Annotated in this window: 24 protein-coding genes and 1 rRNA gene; 16 read left to right on the top strand and 9 right to left on the bottom strand. The window is 33.8% G+C overall.

Going from position 1 to position 25,391, the window contains the following annotated elements:
* The 8 genes from OEV82_RS05370 to dnaA all read right to left on the bottom strand — a co-directional run.
* Positions 1 to 122: ribosomal RNA gene (locus tag OEV82_RS05370) — 16S ribosomal RNA — on the bottom strand; the annotation flags it as partial.
* Positions 123 to 384: 262 nt separating this feature from the next.
* Positions 385 to 1,506 (bottom strand): HD domain-containing phosphohydrolase, encoded by a 1,122-nt coding sequence (locus OEV82_RS05365; protein WP_263061265.1) that lies wholly within the window; start codon positions 1,504 to 1,506, stop codon positions 385 to 387.
* 118 nt (positions 1,507 to 1,624) lie between these two features.
* Positions 1,625 to 4,129 (bottom strand): DNA gyrase subunit A, encoded by a 2,505-nt coding sequence (gyrA, locus tag OEV82_RS05360; RefSeq protein ID WP_173658145.1) that lies wholly within the window; start codon positions 4,127 to 4,129, stop codon positions 1,625 to 1,627.
* A gap of 60 nt (positions 4,130 to 4,189) precedes the next feature.
* Positions 4,190 to 6,109, bottom strand: coding sequence for a DNA topoisomerase (ATP-hydrolyzing) subunit B (gene gyrB, locus OEV82_RS05355; RefSeq protein WP_377701974.1), 1,920 nt, complete (start codon positions 6,107 to 6,109; stop codon positions 4,190 to 4,192).
* A 51-nt stretch (positions 6,110 to 6,160) separates the two neighbouring features.
* Entirely contained in the window at positions 6,161 to 7,288 is a 1,128-nt protein-coding gene (gene recF / locus OEV82_RS05350) for a DNA replication/repair protein RecF (RefSeq protein WP_263061264.1), read from the bottom strand.
* 19 nt (positions 7,289 to 7,307) lie between these two features.
* A complete protein-coding gene (yaaA, locus tag OEV82_RS05345; protein WP_263061263.1) occupies positions 7,308 to 7,520 on the bottom strand; it encodes a S4 domain-containing protein YaaA in 213 nt (70 codons plus the stop codon).
* 185 nt (positions 7,521 to 7,705) lie between these two features.
* A complete protein-coding gene (dnaN, locus tag OEV82_RS05340) occupies positions 7,706 to 8,848 on the bottom strand; it encodes a DNA polymerase III subunit beta (RefSeq protein ID WP_173658149.1) in 1,143 nt (380 codons plus the stop codon).
* 211 nt (positions 8,849 to 9,059) lie between these two features.
* The gene (gene dnaA / locus OEV82_RS05335) at positions 9,060 to 10,409 is read right to left on the bottom strand and encodes a chromosomal replication initiator protein DnaA (protein ID WP_263061262.1); all 1,350 of its coding nucleotides are present in this window, start codon (positions 10,407 to 10,409) and stop codon (positions 9,060 to 9,062) included.
* Between the two features lie 677 nt (positions 10,410 to 11,086).
* Here dnaA and rpmH point away from each other — a divergent pair.
* The 11 genes from rpmH (at position 11,087) to OEV82_RS05280 (ending at position 21,540) form a co-directional block, all read left to right on the top strand.
* On the top strand, positions 11,087 to 11,221 hold the full coding sequence (gene rpmH / locus OEV82_RS05330; RefSeq protein WP_173658151.1) for a 50S ribosomal protein L34: 135 nt from the start codon (positions 11,087 to 11,089) through the stop codon (positions 11,219 to 11,221).
* A gap of 141 nt (positions 11,222 to 11,362) precedes the next feature.
* Entirely contained in the window at positions 11,363 to 11,710 is a 348-nt protein-coding gene (gene rnpA, locus OEV82_RS05325) for a ribonuclease P protein component (protein WP_173658152.1), read from the top strand.
* Positions 11,711 to 11,820: 110 nt separating this feature from the next.
* A complete protein-coding gene (gene spoIIIJ / locus OEV82_RS05320; protein WP_173658153.1) occupies positions 11,821 to 12,633 on the top strand; it encodes a YidC family membrane integrase SpoIIIJ in 813 nt (270 codons plus the stop codon).
* The gene (gene jag / locus OEV82_RS05315) at positions 12,630 to 13,247 is read left to right on the top strand and encodes an RNA-binding cell elongation regulator Jag/EloR (RefSeq protein WP_173658154.1); all 618 of its coding nucleotides are present in this window, start codon (positions 12,630 to 12,632) and stop codon (positions 13,245 to 13,247) included. The genes spoIIIJ and jag overlap by 4 nt, the downstream gene beginning before the upstream one ends.
* A gap of 338 nt (positions 13,248 to 13,585) precedes the next feature.
* On the top strand, positions 13,586 to 14,974 hold the full coding sequence (mnmE, locus tag OEV82_RS05310) for a tRNA uridine-5-carboxymethylaminomethyl(34) synthesis GTPase MnmE (RefSeq protein WP_173658155.1): 1,389 nt from the start codon (positions 13,586 to 13,588) through the stop codon (positions 14,972 to 14,974).
* 59 nt (positions 14,975 to 15,033) lie between these two features.
* Positions 15,034 to 16,941 (top strand): tRNA uridine-5-carboxymethylaminomethyl(34) synthesis enzyme MnmG, encoded by a 1,908-nt coding sequence (gene mnmG / locus OEV82_RS05305; protein WP_263061260.1) that lies wholly within the window; start codon positions 15,034 to 15,036, stop codon positions 16,939 to 16,941.
* 29 nt (positions 16,942 to 16,970) lie between these two features.
* On the top strand, positions 16,971 to 17,690 hold the full coding sequence (gene rsmG / locus OEV82_RS05300; protein WP_173658157.1) for a 16S rRNA (guanine(527)-N(7))-methyltransferase RsmG: 720 nt from the start codon (positions 16,971 to 16,973) through the stop codon (positions 17,688 to 17,690).
* Between the two features lie 293 nt (positions 17,691 to 17,983).
* On the top strand, positions 17,984 to 18,853 hold the full coding sequence (gene noc / locus OEV82_RS05295) for a nucleoid occlusion protein (RefSeq protein WP_263061259.1): 870 nt from the start codon (positions 17,984 to 17,986) through the stop codon (positions 18,851 to 18,853).
* A 229-nt stretch (positions 18,854 to 19,082) separates the two neighbouring features.
* Positions 19,083 to 19,844 (top strand): ParA family protein, encoded by a 762-nt coding sequence (locus tag OEV82_RS05290; RefSeq protein ID WP_263061258.1) that lies wholly within the window; start codon positions 19,083 to 19,085, stop codon positions 19,842 to 19,844.
* Positions 19,837 to 20,688, top strand: a complete 852-nt coding sequence (locus OEV82_RS05285; protein WP_263061257.1) for a ParB/RepB/Spo0J family partition protein — start codon at positions 19,837 to 19,839, stop codon at positions 20,686 to 20,688. Before OEV82_RS05290 ends, OEV82_RS05285 begins: the two co-directional genes overlap by 8 nt.
* 144 nt (positions 20,689 to 20,832) lie before the next feature.
* Positions 20,833 to 21,540 carry a DUF554 domain-containing protein gene (locus OEV82_RS05280; RefSeq protein WP_263061269.1) on the top strand — a complete coding sequence of 236 codons (708 nt, stop codon included), beginning with the start codon at positions 20,833 to 20,835 and terminating at the stop codon, positions 21,538 to 21,540.
* A gap of 36 nt (positions 21,541 to 21,576) precedes the next feature.
* Here the strand turns inward: OEV82_RS05280 and yyaC are convergent, their stop codons facing one another.
* Positions 21,577 to 22,200, bottom strand: a complete 624-nt coding sequence (yyaC, locus tag OEV82_RS05275; RefSeq protein WP_173658161.1) for a spore protease YyaC — start codon at positions 22,198 to 22,200, stop codon at positions 21,577 to 21,579.
* 190 nt (positions 22,201 to 22,390) lie between these two features.
* Here yyaC and OEV82_RS05270 point away from each other — a divergent pair, with 190 nt between their 5' ends.
* The 5 genes from OEV82_RS05270 to rpsR all read left to right on the top strand — a co-directional run bounded on the left by OEV82_RS05270 (position 22,391) and on the right by rpsR (position 25,163).
* Complete coding sequence (locus OEV82_RS05270) at positions 22,391 to 22,588, top strand: DUF951 domain-containing protein (RefSeq protein WP_263061256.1); 198 nt, start codon at positions 22,391 to 22,393, stop codon at positions 22,586 to 22,588.
* Between the two features lie 81 nt (positions 22,589 to 22,669).
* Positions 22,670 to 23,770, top strand: a complete 1,101-nt coding sequence (gene ychF, locus OEV82_RS05265; protein ID WP_173658163.1) for a redox-regulated ATPase YchF — start codon at positions 22,670 to 22,672, stop codon at positions 23,768 to 23,770.
* 263 nt (positions 23,771 to 24,033) lie between these two features.
* Positions 24,034 to 24,321 carry a 30S ribosomal protein S6 gene (gene rpsF / locus OEV82_RS05260; RefSeq protein ID WP_173658164.1) on the top strand — a complete coding sequence of 96 codons (288 nt, stop codon included), beginning with the start codon at positions 24,034 to 24,036 and terminating at the stop codon, positions 24,319 to 24,321.
* Between the two features lie 70 nt (positions 24,322 to 24,391).
* Positions 24,392 to 24,871 (top strand): single-stranded DNA-binding protein, encoded by a 480-nt coding sequence (ssb, locus tag OEV82_RS05255; protein WP_173658165.1) that lies wholly within the window; start codon positions 24,392 to 24,394, stop codon positions 24,869 to 24,871.
* A 55-nt stretch (positions 24,872 to 24,926) separates the two neighbouring features.
* Positions 24,927 to 25,163, top strand: coding sequence for a 30S ribosomal protein S18 (gene rpsR / locus OEV82_RS05250; RefSeq protein ID WP_173658166.1), 237 nt, complete (start codon positions 24,927 to 24,929; stop codon positions 25,161 to 25,163).
* Positions 25,164 to 25,391: the final 228 nt, after the last annotated feature.

Here is a 25,391-nt window from a genome sequence, read left to right as displayed (position 1 = left end):
TGTTACTCACCCGTCCGCCGCTAACCTCAAGAAAAGCAAGCTTTTCTATTGGTCCGCTCGACTTGCATGTATTAGGCACGCCGCCAGCGTTCGTCCTGAGCCAGGATCAAACTCTCCAAAAAAGGGTTTGATTTGCTCAAAATGGTTTAAAAACGCTTTGTCTTGTTCAGTTTTCAAGGTTCAAAGCTTTAATATAAAAGCGACCTTTCAATTATACAATTTATCTTTACTTATGTCAAGGTTTGATTTAGGTCATCAAAAACGACTTCTTAAATATATCACGCAAAAGAAAATGTGTCAACACTTTTTTTGAAAAATATTTCAAGGGGAATCTTATAGTCAAATTCCATTTAACTTAACGGTATTTGTATGTATCCATTGAGTTTAGCTTCTAAGTATATTTCGAATATATATATCCTTTTCGTCCATTAATGAAATAACTTTTTTACACCCTTCCAATTCGATAACAGGTCTTGTCGGATAATTTAGATCAATATAAAGTATTTTTCCTATATCAGTTGTCGATAATTCCACATGCGCATTAATCGTTAAAGGTGCTATAACATTGATAAGCGTCTCTAATATAGCAATGCTGAATTGACCAAAGTGTTCCCTTAAAAGAATTTCTAATGCTCGAAAAGGCGATACTTTATCTTTATAAACCCTTTTACAGACCATAGCATTATATACGTCAGCAATTGCAATTATTTTTGCATAATGATGTATTTTCGCACCTTTTTCTTTAAATGGATAACCACTTCCATCTAATCTTTCATGATGCTGTAAAATAGCAATCTTAGCATCCTTCGTTAAAGATGGGATATCTTTTATCATTTTATAACTATATGATGGATGCATTTTAATTTCTTTAATATCCTCACTAGCAATTTTACTTTTTTGAAGTATGGCAGGATTTAACTTTGCCATTCCACAATCACTTAAACAGCCTGCTAGAGTTATTTGGTAACAGTCACCTTGTGACATTTGTAGACGTTTCGCTAGATAACCAGATATTACCCCAACTGCTATAGCATGATGATATAGATAGTCTTGTGGAGTATTCACATAGTGTTGTAAAAACAATAAGTTGACAGGATTTTCTATTAATTCATTAAACAATGGGATCATGATGTTACGAATATGATTAATATCCACTAAACTACCAGATTGCCAACTAACAAACTGCTTTTTAAACATTTCTACTGATTCTAGATATTTTTGTTCGAAAACAGAAGTCTGATTTTGTGTAACTGAATCCTCATTTGGATTTTTTTGTAATACATTTCTACTACTTTGTCTAAGTCTATTAACGCTCTCTACAATATTATTTTTCCTCTCTATTTTCTCATTAGAAACATTCACTTCTTTAACTAAAAAGGCCTTTAAAACTTCTATTGTTTCCTTTGTTAAAACGGTATTTTTAGGTACTATCGGATGCTTTGTTAAGCCGAAAATATCCTCAAGCAAGATGTAACCCTCTTTTACTTCTGATAATTTTACTTTCAACTGTCTCCATCCCTTTTGCCTTTTTCTCTATTTTATGGTATTCACTAAAAAGATTCCATAGATGAACAAAAATCAGGCTAATCCATTTTAAACAATGGACTAGCCTGATTAAAAGTCTTTATTCTTCATCTACAGATGAATTTGTTTCAAACTTATCTAATGTCTGCTCGTGCATCTCATCATTATCTACTTCGTTCTCTTCCTTTTCTACTTTTGCTACTGCAGAAACAAAGTGATCCTCATCTAATCGAATTAATTTTACTCCTAATGTATTACGTCCAGTTCTTGAAATGCCAGCAACATCCATCCGTATAATGACGCCACTATCTGTAACTATCATAATATCTTCATCGCCGTTGACTGATTTCATAGCTACAAGTTCTCCGTTTTTTTCCTGGACATTACATGTACGAACGCCCTTTCCACCACGATGAACGACACGGTATTCTTCGGCGCTTGTCCGTTTACCGTAACCCTTTTTCGTTACTACCAGCACGTCTTGATCTTCTTCTAATATTTCCATATCAACAACTTCATCATCTTCATCTAATGTTATACCTTTAACACCAGTTGCTGTTCTTCCCATTGAACGAACTTCAGTTTCGTTAAATCGGATTAACATACCCTTTTTCGTTCCAATGGCAATATCTTTTGTACCATCGGTTAATTTAACTGAGATAAGTTCATCATTTTCACGTAAATGAATAGCAATCAAACCACTGCTCCGAATATTGGCATAAGATGAAAGTAAACTACGCTTTGCAAGACCTTGTCTTGTTGTGAAAAATAAATATGATGTGTCATCTAAACCTTCAACTGGAATGATTGCATTAATCCATTCATCTTTTTCAATCTCAAGTAAATTAATAACAGGAAGACCTTTGGCTGTTCGAGAAAACTCTGGTATACGGTATCCTTTTAATTTGTATACTTTCCCTTTATTTGTAAAAAATAAAAGTGTGTTATGGGTCGAAGTTGTAATAATATGTTCTACAAAGTCATCTTCATTCATGCCCATCCCTTGGATACCTCGACCGCCTCGTCTTTGAGCACGATAAGTAGATGAAGGCTGACGTTTAATATAGCCATTTTTAGTTAATGTAATGACAACATTTTCCTCAGGAATTAAATCTTCATCATCAATTTCCTCTACTGCAGCAGTAATTTCTGTTCGACGTTCGTCATTAAATTTTTCTTTAATATCTAATAATTCTCCACGAATAATTTCTAGAATTCGTTCTTCATCCGCTAAAATCGCTTTTAAATCTGCAATTAATTTTGTGAGTGCTACATATTCTTCTTCGATTTTTTCCCTTTCTAAACCAGTTAAGCGTTGTAAACGCATATCTAATATTGCTTGTGCTTGTTTTTCAGTAAGCTTAAATTCAGTCATTAATCCTTCTTTCGCAATTTCAGTTGTGCGAGAGCTACGGATTAAATTAATAATAGCATCAATATGATCAAGGGCAATCCGTAATCCTTCCAAAATATGAGCTCTTGCTTCTGCTTTCCTTAATTCATATGAAGTTCTTCGACGAATTACTTCTTTTTGATGGTCTAAATAATAATAAAGCAAACCTTTTAAATTCAATACTTTAGGTTGTCCATCAACAAGTGCTAAATTATTTATACTGAAGTTTGTTTGCAGTGATGTATGTTTGTATAAGTTGTTTAAAATGACATGTGGGTTTACATCTTTTCTTAACTCCATCACAATGCGGATTCCGAAACGATCTGATTCGTCCCGTAATGCTGTAATTCCTTCTATTCGTTTTTCCCTTGCAAGCTCAGCAATTTTTTCAATTAATCTGGCTTTATTAACCATATATGGAATTTCTTTTACAATAATGGCATGCTTACTGTTTCCTATTTCTTCAATTTCAACTTTGGATCGAACCGTAATTGAACCTTTTCCTGTCATATATGCTTTTCTTATACCACTACGCCCAAGTATTAAACCGCCTGTTGGGAAATCAGGACCTGGTATATATTGCATAAGTTCCTCAACTGAAATATCCGGATTATGACTTAGCGCAATTATGCCGTCAATGACTTCACCTAACTGATGTGGAGCCATATTTGTGGCCATTCCAACTGCAATTCCTGTTGTACCATTAACTAATAAGTTTGGAAATCTTGATGGAAGGACAACAGGTTCTTTCTCTTGTCCATCATAGTTATCTTGAAAATCAATAGTATCTTTATTAATGTCCCGAATCATTTCCATGGCAATCTTAGACATTCTTGCCTCGGTATAACGCATTGCGGCTGCACCATCACCATCAATGGAACCGAAGTTACCATGTCCATCAACTAATGGATATCTTAAGTTAAAATCTTGAGCTAACCGAACCATTGTTTCATATACCGCTGAGTCACCATGTGGGTGATACTTACCGATAACATCACCAACAATACGAGCGCTTTTTTTATGTGGTTTATCAGCAGAAATCCCTAAATCATTCATGGAATATAAAACCCGTCTTTGTACGGGTTTTAATCCATCACGAACATCTGGAAGAGCACGGGAGACGATTACACTCATAGCATAGTCTAAAAATGATGTCCTCATTTCTTCCGTAATATTTATTTCACTTATATTTGAACTAGGTGTTTCAGCCATTAATTAGCGAACCTCCTTTTCCTATAAAAGGAATCAATCTTCACTTCAACATTCACTATATTAAATATCTAAGTTTCTTACATAAACTGCATTTTCCTCAATGAATTTCCGTCTCGGCTCTACTTCTTCACCCATTAGCATCTCAAACGTACGATCCGCTTCAATTGCATCATCTAAATGAACTTGTAATAAATTACGTGTCTTCGGATCCATGGTTGTTTCCCATAATTGTTCAGGATTCATTTCTCCTAAACCTTTATAACGCTGAAGACTAGGCTTAGGTGTAACAGGTAATGAATTTAATAGCTTTTCTAGCTCTTCATCATTATATGCATAATAAATCTTCTTTCCTTGTTGAACCTTATATAAAGGTGGTTGAGCAATATAGACATAACCCGCTTCAATAATTTGTCTCATAAAACGATAAAAGAAGGTCAACAATAATGTCCGAATATGGGCACCATCAACATCGGCATCAGTCATAATTACAATTTTATGATATCTTGCTTTGGAAATATCAAATTCTTCTCCAATACCTGTCCCGATGGCAGTAATCATGGAACGAACTTCATTGTTTGATAAAATACGATCCAATCTTGCTTTTTCTACATTTAAAATTTTTCCACGTAACGGTAAAATCGCTTGGAAATGACGATCCCGACCTTGTTTTGCAGAACCACCCGCAGAGTCACCCTCAACGATATAAAGTTCGCTAATTGAGGCATCGTTTGAAGAACAATCCGCTAATTTACCAGGGAGGTTAGAAATCTCCAATACATTTTTCCTTCTTGTTACCTCTCTAGCTTTTTTTGCGGCCACACGGGCGCGCGCAGCAACAATTCCCTTGTCTACAATTTTTCTTGCAATTGAAGGATTTTCTAATAAAAACCTCTCAAATTCTGATGAAAAAAGGGAGTCCGTAATCGTCCGGGCTTCAGAATTCCCTAATTTCGTTTTTGTTTGTCCTTCAAATTGTGGGTCAGGATGTTTGATGGAAATAATTGCAACTAATCCTTCTCGAACATCTTCCCCCATTAAATTATCATCTTTTTCTTTTAAAAGATTATTTTTACGAGCGTAATCATTAATAACACGAGTTAAAGCGGATTTAAAACCAGATTCATGCGTACCCCCTTCGTACGTATGAATGTTGTTTGCAAATGAATAGATTAAACTATTGAATCCATCGTTATACTGCATTGCTATTTCAATGGATATACCATCTTTTTCCCCTTCAATATATATTGGCTCATCGAATAATATTTGTTTATTTTCATTTAAAATAGAAACGTAAGATTTTATACCACCTTCATAATGGAATTCTTCAATTCTTGGTGATTGCTCACGTTTATCCTTTAGAATAATTTTTAATCCTTTATTCAAAAAAGCAAGTTCGCGTATTCTTTTCTTTAATGTGTCGTAATCAAATTCAACAGTTTCAGTAAATATTTCCTTATCTGGTTTAAAGTGTGTTGACGTTCCAGTGGTATCTGTTTCACCAATAACTTGTAAATCAGTCATTACTTTTCCTTGAGCGTATTTTTGGTAATATATTTTTCCGTCCCGGTGAACATAGACTTCCATTTCTGATGAAAGGGCGTTTACCACTGAGGCACCCACACCGTGAAGTCCACCTGAAACTTTATAACCGCCACCACCAAATTTACCGCCTGCATGTAAAACTGTATGAATAACTTCGACCGCTGGACGCCCAACTTTTTCTTGAATATCGACAGGGATCCCACGGCCGTTATCTTTTACTGTGATACTGTTATCTTCTTCAATAGTGACTTGTATTTCTGTACAATAACCAGCTAAAGCCTCATCAATACTATTATCGACAATTTCCCACACGAGATGATGAAGACCCTTTACATTTGTTGATCCGATATACATACCTGGGCGTTTTCTAACTGCCTCTAGCCCTTCCAATACTTGTATTTGATTTGCATCATAAGAAGTTTCTTCTTGCTTTTTTATTTCATCTAACGCCAACGTATTCACCCAACTTTCTTTAATGTATCAATTTCGTTAATTTGATTCAGACGGGTTTGTTAAAAATCCTTTATTCACGTAATATATATTGGCCTGTTTTAATGTATCGTGATCGATACCGTCAATACTCGTTGTGGTTACAAAGGTTTGTACTTTACCTTGGATGGTGCTAAGCAAATGAGATTGCCTGTGATCATCTAATTCGGATAAAACATCATCCAATAGTAAGATTGGGTATTCACCTATTTCACTTTTTATTAACTCAATTTCCGCCAATTTGACAGATAGAGCCGTGGTTCTTTGTTGTCCCTGAGAACCGAATGCTTGGACATCACGATTATTAACAAAAAATAATAAATCATCACGATGAGGTCCGAATAGGGTAACACCCCGCTCTATTTCTCTTTCTCTTATACGTTCATATTTTTCTTGATATACATTAATCATTTTCGACAATTCATCTTCATCTGATACCTCAACCGATGATTTATAACGTATTTCTAGTTTTTCTCTCCCCCTAGAAATACTAGAATGAATAGACGTTGCCCATTCTTGAAGTAATTTTAAAAATTCAAACCGTTTTGATACAATTTTTGAAGCTAAATCAATTAATTGTTCAGTATATATATCTAGCAAATTTAAATCCGTCTGATTTTTCTTTTGTAAAATTTTTAAATATTGGTTACGCTGATGTAAAACTTTATTATATAAACTGACATTATGGAGATAGACAGGGGAAACCTGACCAATTTCCATGTCAATAAATCTTCTTCGAACGCTAGGACTCCCTTTCACTATGTTAAGGTCTTCAGGAGCAAACATGACCACATTCATATTCCCTATATACTGACTTAGTTTTGATTGTTCTAAATGGTTAATTTTTGCCTTTTTTCCTTTTTTTGTTATAACTAGTTCAAGTGGTAATGGATTAATTTTTTTTTCAATCCATCCTTCTATTTTAGCATACTCTTTATCCCAATGGATTAGTTCTTTATCATTTGATGTGCGGTGAGATTTAGCCATGGCAAGCACATACACTGCTTCCATCATATTCGTTTTTCCTTGTGCATTCTCACCGATAATGACATTTACTTTATTATCAAAGGAAATAGATAATTCATTATAGTTTCTAAAATGCTTTATTTTTAGCTTTTTTATATACATGTTTTACATCCTTTAACGATTAACGAATAATTTTATACGTTCCGAATCCTTCTATTTTAATGGTATCGTTTATACGTAACTTTCTTCCCCGTCTCGTTTCTATTTCACCATTTACGATTACATCATGTTCTGCTAAAAACCATTTAGCCATACCACCAGACTGGATAATATCCGTCATTTTTAACAATTGACCTAGTGTAATGTATTCCGTATCAATTTTTATCTGTTGCATTCTTATACCGTTCCTTTCTTCTCTAATATAATTTTACTAAACAAAAGAAAAAGAGGAAAGTGCTACTTATATGAATTAATAGGTAGGTGAGATCATTTTATCTTTGAGGAAGGGGAGAAAAATCGTGGTGGTTGTTATTTCACATGTGGATAATCCATTCATAATGACTATCCACATGTGGAAAATTAAAAGGTACGAACAGGTAATATTAACTGTAAAATCGTATCGTCAGTATCAGATTTTAAAATAAATGGACGCATTGAACCTGTAAAGTAAATCGTAATATCAGTTGAATCAATTGCTCGAAGTGCATCCATCATATATTTAGCACTAAAGGAAATCTTTATATCTTCCCCATCAATTGCTATACTCTTTACTTTTTCTACAACTTTTCCTATTTCAGGTGTATAGGATGAGATTTCAATAATATCATTTTCTAATATAGCAAACTTAATGACATTATTTTTCCCTTCTCTTGCAAGAAGTGAAGCACGATCAACTGCTTCTAAGAATTCCTTCGAATTTAGTTTCGTAGTTGTTTTGCTATCAGTTGGAATTAATTTCGATGTGTCTGGGTACTTTCCTTCAAGCAACCGGGAGTAGAACAATAGGTTTTTAGCCTTAAATAGAATTTGATTATCAGTAACAATAATTTCAACAGGTTCCTGTGTGTCATCAAGAACTTTTGTTAATTCGTTTAAACTTTTCCCTGGAATGACAATACTAAAAGATTGATTTTGTTCTAAATTTGTTTGTAAAGTTGCTTTTTTTAAGGCTAGACGATGACTATCAGTTGCAACTGCAATTAATTCATTGTTTTCAAAGGTCCAATGAACACCAGTTAAAATTGGTCTCGTTTCTGATGTAGAAACAGCAAAAACAGTTTGTTTAATAACATTTTTTAATAAGTCTGTTGGCATAGTAAAACTATTTTCTTGATTAATTTGGGGTAAACGAGGATACTCCTCTGCGTCTAAACCGTGAATAATAAATTCTGCATTTCCTGAACGAATTACCGTTTTAAATTGATCTTCTACAGAAACTTCAACAATTGATTCAGGTAATTTTCTAACAACCTCACTGAAAAAGCGAGCATGAAGAACAATCGAACCTGTTTCAACAATTTCTACAATTTCAGTATCTTCCTCTTCTTTGGGAATAAAAGATTTAATTGAAATATCAGAGTCACTACCGGTTAAGTATACTCCTTCACTTGTTGCATCTAATTTAATGCCTACTAATATCGGTATTGTAGTTCTTGAAGCGACTGCTTTTAATACGTCTGAAACTGCATCAATTAAGCGGTCTTTTTGTATAAAAAACTTCATTTTTGTTCCCCCAATATATATTAAATATATAAAAATAAAGTAATAATAGTAATACGCAATGTGAATATGTGGACAAGTCTATTTATATTAGCAAAATAAAGTCTATCCACATGTGGACAGACTGTGAGTATATAAAGAAAATTATTAACACGATTCACAATATGAAAAATTGAATAGCTAATAGAATAACGTAGTAAAAATGAATAGCATATTAAACTTTTAAGCGATTTTTTATTTCTTCTATTTGTTTTTTTAATTGAGGATCTTCATCAAGCATTTTAGATATTTTATCATGGGCGTGAATAACAGTCGTATGATCTCGCCCTCCAAATTCTTCACCTATTTTTGGAAGGGAACTATCTGTTAATTCTCGTGATAAATACATTGCAATTTGTCTAGGAAAGGCAATGGTTTTTGTCCTTTTTTTAGATACAAAGTCCTCCATTTTTATGCCATATTCTTCCCCAACTTCTCTTTGAATATCCTTAATGGTAATAGTTTTCGGTTTAGAAGAAGGGATGATACTCTTTAATGCCTCAGCAGCTAAATCGGCATTAATATCTTTATTTTCTAAAGATGAATAAGCAACTACACGAATAAGTGCACCTTCTAGTTCACGAATATTTGTATCGATTTGATTTGCAATATAAAGCATGACTTCATTTGGAATATCTAGCCCTTCTGCCTTCGCCTTTTTTCTTAGTATGGCAATCCTTGTTTCTAAATCAGGCGGGGTAATATCAGTTATGAGTCCCCACTCGAATCGGGAACGCAAGCGATCTTCTAAGGTCGGTATTTCCTTTGGTGGGCGGTCACTTGAGATGACAATTTGTTTATTTTCCTCGTGTAGCGCATTAAATGTATGGAAAAACTCTTCTTGTGTTGATTCCTTACCAGCTAAAAATTGAATATCGTCGATTAATAAAATATCAACATTACGATATTTATTCCGAAAATCTTCTGGTCGATTATCGCGAATAGAATTAATAAATTCATTCGTAAACTTTTCAGATGATAAATAGACAACTTTTGCATCTGGATTATGTTCTAATACATAATGACCAATGGCATGCATTAAGTGAGTTTTTCCTAATCCTACGCCACCATAGATAAACAAAGGGTTATAGGCTTTTGCCGGAGCTTCTGCAACTGCAAGAGAGGCAGCATGAGCAAAACGGTTACCAGAACCAATAACAAAAGTTTCAAAAGTATATTTTGGAATTAACATTGAGTTCGGTGAATCTGTTGACGTTTCTTGTTTTGTCTGTTTTTTTGTAGCGGTAGAAGGGGTTACTGGTTCTTCTTCTAAATTCGTATTCGGAATCACAAAACGCAATGTCATATTTTCGCCAACTAAGTCATATAAAATTTCTGTAAGAATGTCTTTATAGTTTCCATCTAACCATTCCCGTGCAAACTCATTTGGAGCTTCGACGATTAAAGTTGTGCCTTTTAATGATACAGCTTTTGTAGATTTTAGCCATGTTTCAAAACTAGGTTTACTGATTTTTTGTTCGATTATTTTTAATGTCTGTTCCCAAAGGTCATCGATATTTCCCAACGACTGCTACCTCCTTGACCTTTAATTAAAGAAGAAAAAGATAGAAATACATCTTTCTTTCTTTTTCTAATTTATGTTGGCATATTTTTATGAAAAATTCCCCGCGTCTTCATCAGCAATCAGGTCAGATCTTACCTCAGAACGTGTCGATCAATTTGTGGATAATTATATAAATAAGGATAAAAAAAGATTATCCACATCACACACCTATTGTGGACAAATTTTTCCACGTTATTAAAAAATGATATCCACAATTTATCAACATTCTGTGGATAATCATAGTTGTTATTTAGGTTATCCCCAATTAAAACACATACCATCATATCAAAATTTTCTTTGTTTCGCAATGCTTTATAAAAACTATCCACAAAGTTCATCTGTTGTGAATATGTCTTTATCCACAAGTTGCGAACTTGTGAAAAAATTGTCGATATGTTGTTGTTAATCGGTTATAAAGTCGAATAAGTCATTCACAATATTATACAGGTACAAATTGAATAATTCGGAAATAGTAATACAAAGAATGGCATTGAAGATTAAATGTAAAAAAAATTAATATCTTATAAGGTAAAATTTTGCAGGATTTGCAGAGGGTTGACATGAAAAGCGAATGTTTTTATAATAATTAGGACTGTCTTGAATTGAATTGTCCTCATATATAGGGAGGTGTCATAAATATGAAAAGAACATATCAACCAAATAAAAGAAAAAGAAGCAAAGTTCATGGATTCCGTCAACGAATGAGTACAAAGAACGGACGTAAAGTATTAGCTCGTCGTCGTCGTAAAGGAAGAAAAGTACTATCAGCTTAGGCCACTGAAGATCAGTGGTCTTTTTTTACAATAGCGCAGTGTTTATTTATTATAATAATGAGTAATAAAATTAATTGAAACCTTACACTTAGGTTTCTTATTTTTTATTGTTCATAAATTATGATTGTTGTAGGTGTTATTATGAAAAAAGAATATCGAATAAAAGCAAATAAAGAATTTCAGCAGATTTATAAGAACGGAAAATCCTTCGCAAATCGGCAATTTATTATTTATAAATATAAGAATCAAGATATCGATCATTTTCGCATCGGTTTATCAGTAAGTAAAAAAATTGGGAATGCAGTGATTCGTAATCGAGTTAAACGTTATATTCGTCAGGTATTCACTGAATTAAAGGAAGATATTAATGATCAGTATGACTATATTATCATAGCTAGAAAGCCAGTAGCGGAAATGGATTTTTTCCAAGTGAAGAAGAGTTTAATCCATGTAATGAAAATCGCAAAAGTCTTACCACGAAATATTTAGTATTTTCTATTTACATAAGTTTAGGTTAAAATAGTATATAATTGTGAATATCTAAAGGTAGTTAAAGTGATAGAGATGGAAGTATTTTGAAGGTAGGGGGATATACGTTAGTGAAAAAGAAATTAATTGTTTTAGTAAGTCTAGTCCTCATCATTACATTATTATCTGGTTGTACGGAAATCAATCAACCTATTACATCTGAGAGTACGGGCTTTTGGAATCAATTTGTTGTTTACCCATTATCTTGGTTAATGATTCGTATCGGTGAGTTTTTCGGTGGAACTTGGGGTTATGGATTATCGATTATTGTAATTACAATTATTATCCGCCTAATACTTTTACCTTTAATGATGAAACAAATGAAAAGTACAAAGGCAATGCAAGCGATTCAACCAGAATTAGAAGAATTAAAGAAAAAGTATAGTTCAAAAGATGCTGTTACACAACAAAAATTCCAACAAGCACAAATTCAACTTTTAGAAAAGTATGATATTAATCCTATGGCAGGCTGCTTACCGTTATTAATACAGCTTCCAATTCTATTAGGATTTTATCACGCCATTATGCGTACAGAAGAACTTCAAGGTAAAAGTTTCTTATGGTTTGAATTATCGGAAAGAGATCCATATTTTATTTTACCGATTTTAGCTGGTATATTGACTTTTGTTCAACAAAAAGTGATGATGCGAGATCAACAAAGTAACCCGCAAATGGCTATGATGTTATGGCTAATGCCAATTATGATTATCATTTTTGCATGGATTTTGCCAGCTGCATTACCTTTATATTGGATTATTGGAAATATCTTCTCGATCGTTCAAAGTTACTTTATTAAAACCCCTGAAATCGCTACGATAAAATCTGAGACGAAACCTGGGACAAAAAAAGCGAAGGCAGGACGTGCGGGAGGAAGGAAAAAGTGAAGGAAATAACGGCGACAGGTCAAACAGTTAATGAAGCAATTGAATCAGCATTAAAAGAACTTCATATTACTAAGAACCAGGCTTCGATTTCAATTGTTGACGAAGGTAAAAAAGGGATATTAGGTATTTTTGGTTCACGACCAGCCATTGTAAAAGTTAAAGTAAATATTGATCCAATAGAAGAAGCGAAAGCGTTTTTAAAAACGGTATGTGCTAATATGGATATACCCATAGAAATTGAATCAACAATAGAAGGAAACAATGTCCGTTTCAATTTGAATAGCGAAAAAACTGGTCTATTAATTGGAAAAAGGGGACAAACTTTAAATGCTTTGCAAAGCCTTACACAACTAGTGTTAAATCGATATACAGATAAGTTTATGATTTTAGTATTAGACATAGAAAATTATCGAAAACGACGCGAGGAAAGTTTAACCCAATTGGCGAATCGCTTAGCAAGCAAGGCAATACGTGAACAGAGAGAAATTAAATTAGAGCCTATGCCTTCTTTTGAAAGGAAAATTATTCATTCTGCATTAGCTGAAAACGAAAAGGTAAAGACTTTTTCTATTGGAACAGAACCGAATAGACGCTTAGTAATACAACCAAAGTAGTGTAGGAAAAAATAGATTGATTTTTGAAAGACTGTCTGAACGATAAAGGATTATTCCTCTTTAAAAAGGCAGTCTTTTTTTTTATGTTTATAATTATCTAATACGAACAAAAAACATAAAGCAATGAAAAGTTTTTCGGTTTCATCAAATTGTGGATAAGTTTTGGAAAGACCGAAGAAATATTTTTATTTGTTATCCACATGTTGATAAGTTAAAATGGAAGTTATGCAAATCTTTTGTTTCAAATAGTTGTATGATATTCTAGTTCAAGAAAATAAGCTTAAAAAATATAATAATCGTTTAAAATAAATAGAAAGAAATGAATAGGGTGAAAAGAAATGTTAGATATTGATACAATTGCTGCAATATCTACTCCATTAGGTGAGGGAGCAATTGGTATAGTAAGATTATCTGGTCCTGATGCATTCAATATTATTGATAAAGTTTTTAAAAGTCCTTCGGGAAAGAAACTTTCAGAAGTGAATTCACATACGATTCATTATGGCCATATAGTTGACCCGAAAACGAAAGAAACGATTGAAGAAGTTATGGTCTCAGTGATGAAGGCACCAAAAACATTTACAAGGGAAGATGTCGTCGAAATTAATTGTCATGGGGGTATCCTTTCGGTAAACCGAGTATTACAATTAGTGATTACCAATGGTGCCCGTTTGGCGGAACCTGGGGAGTTTACAAAACGGGCATTTTTAAATGGACGTATTGATTTGTCTCAAGCAGAAGCGGTTATGGATTTAATACGTGCGAAAACAGATAGGGCTGCTGATGTGGCATTGGAACAACTTGATGGACGTTTATCGAGGTTGATAAAAAGGTTAAGACAAGAAATTTTAGAAGTGTTGGCCCAAGTCGAAGTGAATATTGATTATCCGGAATATGATGATGTTGAAGAAATGACAAATAACATGTTTAAACAAAAAGCGTTGTATGTACAGAAAGAAATTGAAAAATTATTACGTACAGCTCAACAAGGTAAGATCCTTCGTGAAGGTCTTAAGACAGTCATTATTGGTCGTCCAAATGTTGGAAAATCCTCCTTGTTAAATACCTTTGTCCAGGAAAACAAAGCAATCGTTACAGATATTCCTGGTACAACCCGTGATGTCATCGAGGAATATGTAAATGTACGTGGGGTACCACTGAAACTTGTTGACACAGCTGGTATTCGTGAAACCGAAGATATTGTCGAACGAATAGGTGTCGAACGTTCGAGAAAAGTATTACAAGAAGCTGATTTAATCTTATTATTATTAAATTATAATGACCCATTAACAGATGAGGATAGAAGACTATTTGATACCATTCATGGAATGGATGCCATTATTGTTATTAATAAAACAGACTTAGAAAAACGAATTGATCTAGATGAAGTAAAGAAACTAGCAGGAAATCGAAAAATAATTCATCTTTCTGTTAGAGAAGAAAAAGGGATTGATGAGTTGGAAGAAACCATTTCGAATATGTATATGACAGGTGAAATCGAGAATGATGATTTTACGTATATATCTAATGCTCGCCATGTAGCTTTACTAAATCAAGCACTCCAATCAATAAATGATGCCTTATCTGCATTAGAAAATGATATGCCTGTAGATCTTGTGCAAATTGATATGACAAAAGCATGGGAACTACTTGGTGAAATTATCGGTGAGAGTGTTCATGATGAATTAATTAATCAGTTATTCTCACAATTTTGCTTAGGAAAATAAATAACCGCTTATGGCATCCATTTATTTGGAGGTAATAATTGGAATAGGAGGTCGAATATATGCAAACTTATGAAGCAGGAAACTATGATGTCGTTGTTGTAGGAGCGGGCCATGCGGGTTGTGAAGCTGCTCTTGCTTCTGCAAAAATGGGAGCGAAAACAGCAATCATTACAATTAGTCTAGATACAATTGCATTCATGTATTGTAATCCATCCATTGGTGGACCGGCCAAAGGAATTGTTGTTCGTGAAATTGATGCTTTAGGTGGCGTGATGGGAAAAATTATTGATAAAACTGCGATTCAAATGCGTATGCTAAATACTCGGAAAGGTCCAGCAGTTCGGGCTCTTCGGGCACAAGCTGATAAATTCGAATATCAAAAAGAAATGAAGAAAACATTGGAAAACCAGGAAAATCTTGATTTAATTCAAGGAATGGTAGAAGAATTAATTGTAGAAGATGGTGTTTGCAAAGGAGTTATTACAAAAACAGGGGCGATTTTCCGTGGAAAAACAGTCATTATAACTACTGGAACTTTTTTACGAGGCGAAATAATTATAGGCGAAATGAAATATTCCAGTGGCCCTAATAATCAGCAACCATCCATTAAATTATCCGATAACCTAAAAAACTTAGGATTTGATATTGTCCGGTTTAAAACAGGTACGCCACCACGGGTGAATAGCAACACCATTGACTATTCAAAAACACAAATTCAACCAGGTGATGAAAAACCGCAAACTTTTTCATATGAAACGACAGAAGCTATTACTAATCAATTACCTTGTTGGTTAACATATACATCAGCGGAAACACACCAAATTATTGAAAATAATTTGGATCGTAGCCCAATGTTTTCGGGAATGATTAAAGGTAGAGGGCCAAGATATTGTCCATCAATTGAAGATAAAATCGTCCGTTTCCATGACAAACCACGTCATCAAATCTTTTTAGAGCCAGAAGGACGGAATACAGAAGAAGTATATGTTCAAGGTTTATCAACGAGTCTTCCAGAAGAAGTACAGTTAGAAATGCTCAAAACAGTTCCAGGTTTGGAAAATGCGAAAATGATGCGTTCAGGGTATGCGATTGAATATGATTCCATTAAACCTGAACAACTTTGGCCAACATTAGAAACAAAGGCTATAAAAAATTTATATACCGCAGGTCAAATTAATGGAACAAGCGGATATGAGGAAGCGGCAGCCCAAGGATTAATGGCGGGTATTAATGCTTGCCTTCGAGCCTTAGGGAAAGATCGGGAAGTAATTTTACAACGTTCTGAAGCTTATATTGGTGTATTAATTGATGATTTAGTGACGAAGGGAACGGTAGAACCGTATCGATTACTTACATCCCGTGCTGAATATCGTTTATTATTGCGCCATGATAATGCGGATTTAAGGCTTACTGAACTTGGGTATGAACTTGGTTTAATAAGTGAAGAACGTTATCAAAAGTATTTAGAGAAAAAAGAAAACATCGAACAAGAATTAAAACGATTGAAAAATACGCGAATTAAACCAAATGAACAAGCCCAACAATTGATAGCAAGTGTTGGTGGCAGTGAATTAAAAGACGGCATTTTAGCCAGTGATCTATTAAAACGTCCAGAAATGAAATACGAACATATTAAACAATTAGCACCAAGTGACAAAGAATTATCACGTGAAGTTGAAGAACAAGTGGAAATTCATATTAAATATGAAGGTTATATTAATAAAGAGCTACAACAAGTTGAGCGTATGAAAAAGATGGAAGATAAAAAGATTCCGCATGATATAGATTATGATGCAATTCATGGGCTAGCAAACGAAGCAGTTGACAATTTAAAGAAAGTACACCCATTAACGTTAGCTCAAGCATCTCGTATTCCGGGAGTAAATCCTGCAGATATTTCAATATTATTAGTTTATTTGGAACAGGGGAAAATTGCTCGTATCCCAAATGAAAAAACAGTAGGCTAAAAAACGTTCATTCAGAAAGAGTGGATAAAATGAATATAGAACAATTTCAGCAACACTTAAATGCATTCAATATTAAATTAACCGATAAACAGTTACAACAGTTTGAGACATATTATAAGATGCTCGTAGAGTGGAATGGAAAAATTAATTTGACTGCCATTACTGAAAAACATGAGGTATACTTAAAACATTTTTTTGATTCATTAACAGCTGCTAATTACTATTCCTTTTCCGAGGATCAAACCATTAAACTCTGCGATGTTGGAGCGGGTGCTGGTTTTCCTAGTATCCCGCTTAAAATTGCTTTTCCTAATTTACAAGTAACAATCGTTGACTCATTAAACAAACGAATTCAATTTTTACATGAATTAGCATCTGCTTTATCACTGGACAATGTTCACTTTTACCACGATCGGGCAGAAACTTTTGGCCAAAATATAGAAAACCGAGAGTCTTTTGATGTTGTTACAGCTAGAGCGGTGGCAAAAATGTCTGTTTTAAGTGAATTCTGCTTACCTTTAGTAAAAGTAGGCGGAGCTTTTATTGCTTTAAAAGGTGCCAATGGTCAAGAAGAACTGAATCAAGCTAAAAAGGCAATTACAACTCTTGGTGGTCAACTAAACCATGTCTATTCTTTTTCTCTTCCGATTGAAGAAAGTGAAAGGACAATAATTGTAATTGACAAAATAAAAAACACACCAAAAAAATATCCTAGAAAACCGGGCGTTCCAACTAAAAAGCCTTTATGATATGATTAAATAGACTATCACGATTCTTAAAGTAATAAATAATTTTCTATTTAATTATGTATGCCTAATAGATGAATAATGGATGTTGTTGATCCATAGAAAATTATTTCCTAACGAAGCAGGAACTTTATAGGAAAGAGCGAAATATGTAATGTAAGAGAGTTGACCGTATCCATTATCAAAATTAAGGAAAGCTATTATGAATATTGATCATTTATTTCCCAATTTTTAATTGTCTCTTTGACCCTATCTGAACAGTAACTAGGGAGTTTTTTAAAGGGTGGTGTAGAGCAATGAAGCATCCATTTTCACGATTATTCGGAGTTACTGAAAGGGAAAGTGTTGTCAGTAATAACGAAATGCAAGATCAACAAGTAGATGATATTAAAGAAAAGGTTCGAAAACTTCCCTTAGAGAAAATTATTCCTAACCGTTTTCAACCACGGACCATCTTTGATGAGGAAAAAATAGAGGAACTAGCGAAAACAATTCATACACACGGTATGATTCAACCGATCGTTGTTCGTTCCATTGAAAATGATCATTATGAGATAATTGCAGGTGAGCGTAGATATAGGGCAGTGAAAAAACTAGGATGGGATACAATACCTGCAATACTGAAGGATTTTAATGATAAAGAAACCGCTTCTGTAGCACTAATCGAGAACTTACAACGGGAAGAATTATCACCAATTGAAGAAGCAATGGCTTATAATCAATTATTAGAAATTCACGGTTTAACACAAGAAGCTTTAGCCCAAAGGCTCGGAAAAAGTCAATCCACTATTGCAAATAAATTACGATTATTAAAATTACCAAAGGAAGTTCATGATGCACTTTTAACAAAGGAAGTGACGGAAAGACATGCCCGTGCGTTAATTCCTTTAAAAGATGCTGAAAAACAAGTTAAATTATTAAATGAAATTATTGAGAAACATTTAAATGTGAAACAAACGGAAGCTCGTGTTGAACGGTTATTATCAAGTAGTAAACCTAAAAAGCGTAAACGAATTTCCTTTAGTAAAGATGTACGTATTGCTGTAAATACAATCAGAAAATCTCTGGAAATGGTACAAGAAAGTGGGATTAACGCTGATGCGGCAGAAGAGGAATTAGATGATTATTATCAAATCACCATCCGCATACCGAAAAAGAAATCATAGATTTATATCATAACGAAAGACTGTTAATCTAGCAGTCTTTTTCTTTTTAAATGAATTTAAACTTACTCCAATTATCTTACCTATTAAATTGTTTCAGGATAATTACGTTCTTAAGAATTTTTTTTCAAAAACGATTTAAAGTTTAAAATATTATTTAACATGAAAAAAGTTTTTTTCGTATTTTCATGATAAAATAGAATAAGCTTTATCTGTTAAGGTAGGTGAAATTGTGAGTAAAGTTATCGCTATTGCAAATCAAAAAGGTGGGGTTGGGAAAACAACTTCATCAATTAATTTAGCTGCTTGTCTAGCCTATATTGGAAAAAAAGTATTACTCGTTGATACAGATCCACAAGGGAATGCAACAAGTGGTATCGGCGTAGAAAAAGCCGATGTTTCAAAATGTATTTATAATATTTTAATAGATGATGAAGAGCCTACAAATGTCATATTATCTTCAGCAGTTGAAAACTTATTTTGTATCCCAGCTACAATTCAATTAGCTGGTGCTGAGATAGAACTTGTACCAACCATCTCACGAGAAATACGACTAAAACATGCCATTGATCAAGTAAGAGATCAATATGATTTTGTTATCATTGATTGCCCTCCTTCCCTAGGTTTATTAACACTTAATGCATTAACAGCTGCTGATTCTGTTATCATTCCAGTACAGTGCGAATATTATGCTTTGGAGGGGTTAAGCCAGTTACTTAATACTGTTCGCCTGGTCCAAAAGCATTTAAATACTGAATTGACGATCGAAGGCGTCCTTTTAACCATGTTAGATGCAAGAACAAACTTAGGTATTCAAGTTATCGAAGAAGTAAAAAAGTATTTCCAAGATAAAGTATTTAATACGATTATTCCAAGAAATATCCGTCTAAGCGAAGCCCCAAGTTATGGAAAACCAATTATCATATATGATCCCCGTTCAAGAGGGGCTGAAGTATATCTTGAGTTGGCGAAGGAAGTGGTAAATAATGGCTAGAGGGTTAGGTAAGGGTATTAGTGCACTTTTTCCAGATATTGAAGTAAAAGAAGATGAAAAAATTCAAGAAGTAAATGTTACAGAGTTACGTCCAAATCCATATCAACCACGAAAACAATTTGATGATGCCGCATTAGAAGAATTAAAGCAGTCGATAATCGAGCATGGTATATTACAGCCTCTAATTGTAAGGAAAAGTTTAAAAGGATATGAGATTGTAGTTGGTGAACGCAGGTTTCGAGCTGCTAAAGCGGCTAATATGAAAACGATACCTGTTGTTATCCGTAAAATGGACGACCAACAAATGATGGAACTGGCTGTCTTAGAAAACTTGCAACGAGAAGATTTAACACCAATTGAAGAAGCAGCCGCTTATCAAATGTTAATGGATCGATTACATATTACACAAGAAGAGTTAGCAAAACGTTTGGGAAAAAGTCGTCCGCATATTGCCAATCATGTTCGGCTATTGACGCTTCCAGCTGAAATACAACAATATATCTCCGATGGGAAAATATCAATGGGGCATGGTAGAACATTACTTGGATTAAAGGATAAGAAAAAAATAAAACCGTTGGCTGACAAGGTAATTAAAGAGCACCTTAATGTAAGACAGTTGGAACAATTAGTTCAACAATTCAATGAAAATGTTCCACGTGAAACGAAGAAAAAGGAAAAGAAAGACGTTTTTCTTATGGAACAGGAAACGTACTTACGCGAACGGTTCGGTACAACAGTAAAAATTAAACAAAATAAAAATAAAGGTAAAATCGAAATTGAATTTTTCTCGAAAGAAGATTTAAATCGAATATTAGAAATACTAAATCCTGAAAATGAGGAATAAATAAAATAAGTCATGTGTCATGGCTTATTTTTTTTTGTGTTTTTCTGAAGTGATATTTGTAAAAAGGATTTAGTAAAATTTAGTGGCATGTTATGATGTTTTTACTTTAATATATGAAATTAAGAGAGAAAAATGGGTGAGGTCATGGTTTTAACAGGGACAATTGTGAATGCATTGTTTATTATTTTTGGTTCGATGATTGGGATTTTTTTTACAAATTTATCAGAATCGATGAAAACAACAGTTTTAAAAGGTATTGGATTAACTGTCACCTTATTAGGAATACAAATGGGAATTCAAACGAACAATTTATTAGCGGTTATTATGAGTGTTGTTGTCGGATCGTTATTAGGTGAATGGTTAAAATTAGATGATAAATTTAAACAGACAGGAAAGTGGTTAGAGGCAAAAATTGGTTATAAGGCAAAGGGGAGTATTGCACAAGGTTTTATTACAGCGACTCTTATCTTTGTAATTGGCGCAATGTCCATAGTTGGTGCCTTGGATAGTGGGATTCGCGGTGATCACCAAGTATTATATACGAAAGCGATGATTGACGGGTTTACGGCGATTATATTAACTTCTACTTTAGGAATTGGTGTTATGTTTTCTAGCATTCCAGTTTTTCTTTATCAAGGAACCATTGCCCTGTTTGCTACACAAATAAATAACTTTATTCCTGCCCATTTATTAGATTTAATTGTGATGGAATTGACAGCAACAGGTGGCATCTTAATAATGGGAATTGGACTGAATATGTTGGAATTGACAAAAATAAAAGTAGCGAACATGTTGCCGAGTATACTTGTCATCACTATCGTTATCCCTATTTTTTTCTTTTTTAACTTTTGAGGGCTGTCTTCTTATACAACCCTCTCCTTTCCAAATTTAAACTGTATCTTCATTTATGAGTAAATCATTATTTTGATTATTTTGCCCAAACTGGTACAGTATTCCAGCTTTATAAATGCCGTTAGAAATTGTTTTAGCAAGATTCATTACTAAATATAGGCGAGTATTTTGTAACACAAAGAACTCCATAAAACCGCTAATATTAACAACACCGGTCATATGTATATGACCAACAGGGGGTAATGTTTTATTTACACCAGCACCTGGTTTTAAAGAACCCTTTTTAATTTGTATAGTTCCAATACTTTTCGTTTGTCCTAGACAAGCATCTATGCCGATAATAAATGCTTGCTCGAACTTTTTCTGTATTTGATTTAACTTTTCTTCTAAATTTACTGCATGAATGGGATCTTCAAGCGTACCAAATACATAAAAATTTTCAGGAAGTAATTTCTCTTGCAGAAGGGTTCCTACTAATGGTCCTAAGGAATCACCAGTTGAACGATCGGTGCCTATACAAATAAAAAGGATCGGAATGGATTCATCTATTGGTAAATAACCAAAAAGTTCATTAGCAATCTTACCTGTTGCTAGAGGATCTTCCCAAGAAATTGCTTGATTTTCTTTCCCACGAAAAAAGCTAGCTTTAAACAAAAACATCCCCCCCTCACTCTGTTGAATACCTGTATTATCAGTTTAGTAACGTTGGAATGTTTTTATACATCGAACAATTTAAATTTTTAAATAAGATTCATCTATTTTATGTTTTTTAACTTGAATATATGAATGAATTCAAGTTAATATGATTTATAGAGTTGACTTAAACGAATGAGAGAAGGTGGGGAAAATAATGGAGCAAAAAACTTTTCAATTAAATGATATTGTAGAAATGAAAAAACAACACCCATGTGGAACAAACCGCTGGAAAATCATTCGTTTAGGAGCGGATATCCGGATTAAATGTATGGGATGTTCCCATAGTGTTATGATGCCAAGAAAAGAATTTGTTCGTAAAATGAAAAAAGTTATCGAAACTGCAGAATCATAACTTTCTGGTTCTTGTGTTTTATTTTCTAGATGACTATAATAGGAACGAATATATCGTTAGAAAATAGTAGGAGTGACATAGATGTCTTTAACAGCTGGAATCGTCGGTTTGCCAAATGTGGGGAAATCGACTCTTTTTAATGCAATTACACAAGCCGGTGCTGAAGCGGCAAATTATCCATTTGCCACAATTGACCCGAACGTAGGCGTCGTTGAAGTACCTGATGCTCGTTTAACGAAATTAACAGAACTCGTTAAACCGAAAAAAACAGTACCAACTACTTTTGAATTTACAGATATAGCCGGGATTGTCAAAGGTGCAAGTAAAGGTGAAGGATTAGGAAATAAATTTCTTGCAAACATTCGACAAGTGGATGCTATTTGCCATGTTGTTAGATGTTTTGAGGATGAAAATATTACCCATGTTGCTGGAAAAGTTGATCCAATTGCCGATATCGAAACCATTAATTTAGAACTGATCTTAGCGGATATGGAAACCGTTGATAAACGACTAGCAAAAGTTGAAAAACTAGCTAAACAAAAAGATAAAGATGCATTGGTTGAATTCGAAGTCCTTACGAAAGTTAAAGAAGCTTTTGAAAAGGAATTACCGGCAAGAACGGTTGAATTTAATGAAGAACAGTTAAAAATTGTTAAAGGATATCAATTATTAACGCTAAAACCAGTCTTGTATGTAGCAAATATTGGGGAAGATGATATTGGAAATTCAGAAGAGAATCCATATGTAAAGTTAGTTCGTGAATATGCTGAAAAAGACAATGCAGAAGTGGTTGTTATCTGCGCTCGCATTGAAGAGGAGATTTCAGAGTTAGATCCAGAAGAAAAGACTGCATTTTTGGAAGAATTAGGTATTGAAGAATCTGGGTTAGACCAATTAATTCGCAAAGCTTATCATTTACTTGGATTGGCGACATATTTCACAGCCGGAGTACAAGAAGTACGAGCTTGGACCTTTAAGCGTGGTATGAAGGCCCCAGAATGTGCTGGAATTATTCATAGTGATTTTGAAAAAGGATTTATTCGAGCAGAGACAGTTTCATACGATGATTTAGTGAGATATGGTTCGATGAATGCAGCGAAAGAAGCTGGAAAAGTTCGTTTAGAAGGAAAGGATTATGTCGTTCAAGATGGCGATATTATGCATTTCCGATTTAATGTGTAAGCTATTCTGAGGTTTTTAAAAGGGTTAAATATATAGAACGGGGAGGGTTATTTATTGGGCTCTTCCCGTTTTGATATATTCTATCTTTTAAAAATAACAATTTCTTATATTCTCCTAAATAAAAACTACTTCGTCCTATTGAAAAACTGAAAATTGATTGCGCCTATTTTAACTATATGTTATAATTTTATATCGTGAGTAATAAATTTATTGCTCCTTGCTCTTATTGATAGAGCCGCTAAGTCCAAAAGGAGGTGAAAGTGATGAGAAAGTACGAAGCTATGTACATCATCCGACCAAATATCGATGACGAATCTAAAAAAGCACTAGTAGAACGTTTTGATAATATTTTAACTGAAAACGGTGCTGAAATTACGGAATCAAAGGAATGGGGTAAGCGTCGTTTAGCATACGAAATTAAGGATTATCGTGAAGGTTACTACCACATCGTTAAATTCGTTGCTAAACCAGAAGCTGTCCAAGAATTTGATCGTTTAATTAAAATCAATGAAGATATCATTCGTCACATTGTTGTTAAAGAAGATGAATAACTTGTATAAATTGAAGTAATGAAAAGGAATGTTCCATGTGGAACATTTCCTAAAAAAAGGAGTGATTCTGATGATTAACCGAGTTGTTCTTGTTGGACGCTTAACGAAAGATCCGGAACTTCGTTATACACCTAATGGTATACCTGTTGCTACCTTCACTCTTGCTGTAAATCGTCCTTTTACCAATACGCAAGGTGAAAGAGAAGCAGATTTCATTCTCTGTGTCGTTTGGAGAAAAGCTGCTGAAAATGTAGCCAACTTCTTGAAAAAAGGCAGTTTGGCAGGGGTAGACGGACGTATCCAAACGAGAAGTTATGATAATCAAGAAGGTAGAAGAGTGTATGTAACAGAGGTTGTCGCAGATAGTGTCCAATTTTTAGACACTAAAGGTGCGTCGAATCGTCAGAATGCTCCAGCATCAAGTTATCCTGATTTCGATCCGAAACCATTCGGTTCTGATAATCAGCATCAAGGCCCATCAAGAAATGAGGATTCGATTTTCAATAGCGGGCAACCGATTGATATTTCTGATGATGATTTACCATTTTAACGATAAATAATAAATTGAAACGGATATAAAAATTTATAAGAAAGGAGTGTTTCTAATGGCAGGACGTAGAGGTCGTGGCAGAAGAAAAAAAGTATGTTACTTTACAGCGAACGGAATTACGCATATCGATTATAAAGATGTTGACCTTCTTAAAAAATTCATTTCTGAGCGTGGGAAAATTTTACCTCGTCGTGTAACTGGTACAAGTGCGAAATATCAACGTATGTTGACAAAAGCAATTAAACGTGCACGTCAAGTAGCATTATTACCATATGTTGCAGAAGATAAATAATTACAAGAAAAAGCAGTTTGGAGATTAATCTCCAAACTGCTTTTTTTATTATATAAAGCGGTGCGTTATTCGAAATATTTCTTACATAAAGATACATTCCATTTTTTTTGTGTTATATTATGAGTAGTCTGAAAAATTAAACAAGTGGTATTCCATGTATTAATGGGGAAATGTTTTTGATTAACGACTGAAGAAATCGTAAATCATCCAAAATCACCATTTATTTAA

Origin of the sequence: Pallidibacillus thermolactis (assembly GCF_025660415.1) — a bacterium.
GTDB lineage: Bacteria > Bacillota > Bacilli > Bacillales > Caldibacillaceae > Pallidibacillus > Pallidibacillus thermolactis.
The sequence above is the reverse complement of the archived record's forward strand: the minus strand, read 5'-3'. Positions and strand labels throughout refer to the sequence as shown.

Bases quoted from the DNA above. Each gene is read 5' to 3' on its own strand.
- noc (WP_263061259.1), top strand. From the start codon at position 17,984: ATGAAGCATCCATTTTCACGATTATTCGGAGTTACTGAAAGGGAAAGT.
- rsmG (WP_173658157.1), top strand. From the start codon at position 16,971: ATGAATATAGAACAATTTCAGCAACACTTAAATGCATTCAATATTAAA.
- yaaA (WP_263061263.1), bottom strand. From the start codon at position 7,520: ATGCAACAGATAAAAATTGATACGGAATACATTACACTAGGTCAATTG.
- rnpA (WP_173658152.1), top strand. From the start codon at position 11,363: ATGAAAAAAGAATATCGAATAAAAGCAAATAAAGAATTTCAGCAGATT.
- OEV82_RS05270 (WP_263061256.1), top strand. From the start codon at position 22,391: ATGGAGCAAAAAACTTTTCAATTAAATGATATTGTAGAAATGAAAAAA.
- ssb (WP_173658165.1), top strand. From the start codon at position 24,392: ATGATTAACCGAGTTGTTCTTGTTGGACGCTTAACGAAAGATCCGGAA.
- gyrA (WP_173658145.1), bottom strand. From the start codon at position 4,129: ATGGCTGAAACACCTAGTTCAAATATAAGTGAAATAAATATTACGGAA.
- recF (WP_263061264.1), bottom strand. From the start codon at position 7,288: ATGTATATAAAAAAGCTAAAAATAAAGCATTTTAGAAACTATAATGAA.
- rpsR (WP_173658166.1), top strand. From the start codon at position 24,927: ATGGCAGGACGTAGAGGTCGTGGCAGAAGAAAAAAAGTATGTTACTTT.
- mnmG (WP_263061260.1), top strand. From the start codon at position 15,034: ATGCAAACTTATGAAGCAGGAAACTATGATGTCGTTGTTGTAGGAGCG.
- mnmE (WP_173658155.1), top strand. From the start codon at position 13,586: ATGTTAGATATTGATACAATTGCTGCAATATCTACTCCATTAGGTGAG.
- dnaN (WP_173658149.1), bottom strand. From the start codon at position 8,848: ATGAAGTTTTTTATACAAAAAGACCGCTTAATTGATGCAGTTTCAGAC.
- ychF (WP_173658163.1), top strand. From the start codon at position 22,670: ATGTCTTTAACAGCTGGAATCGTCGGTTTGCCAAATGTGGGGAAATCG.
- OEV82_RS05285 (WP_263061257.1), top strand. From the start codon at position 19,837: ATGGCTAGAGGGTTAGGTAAGGGTATTAGTGCACTTTTTCCAGATATT.
- rpmH (WP_173658151.1), top strand. From the start codon at position 11,087: ATGAAAAGAACATATCAACCAAATAAAAGAAAAAGAAGCAAAGTTCAT.
- rpsF (WP_173658164.1), top strand. From the start codon at position 24,034: ATGAGAAAGTACGAAGCTATGTACATCATCCGACCAAATATCGATGAC.
- yyaC (WP_173658161.1), bottom strand. From the start codon at position 22,200: ATGTTTTTGTTTAAAGCTAGCTTTTTTCGTGGGAAAGAAAATCAAGCA.
- OEV82_RS05280 (WP_263061269.1), top strand. From the start codon at position 20,833: ATGGTTTTAACAGGGACAATTGTGAATGCATTGTTTATTATTTTTGGT.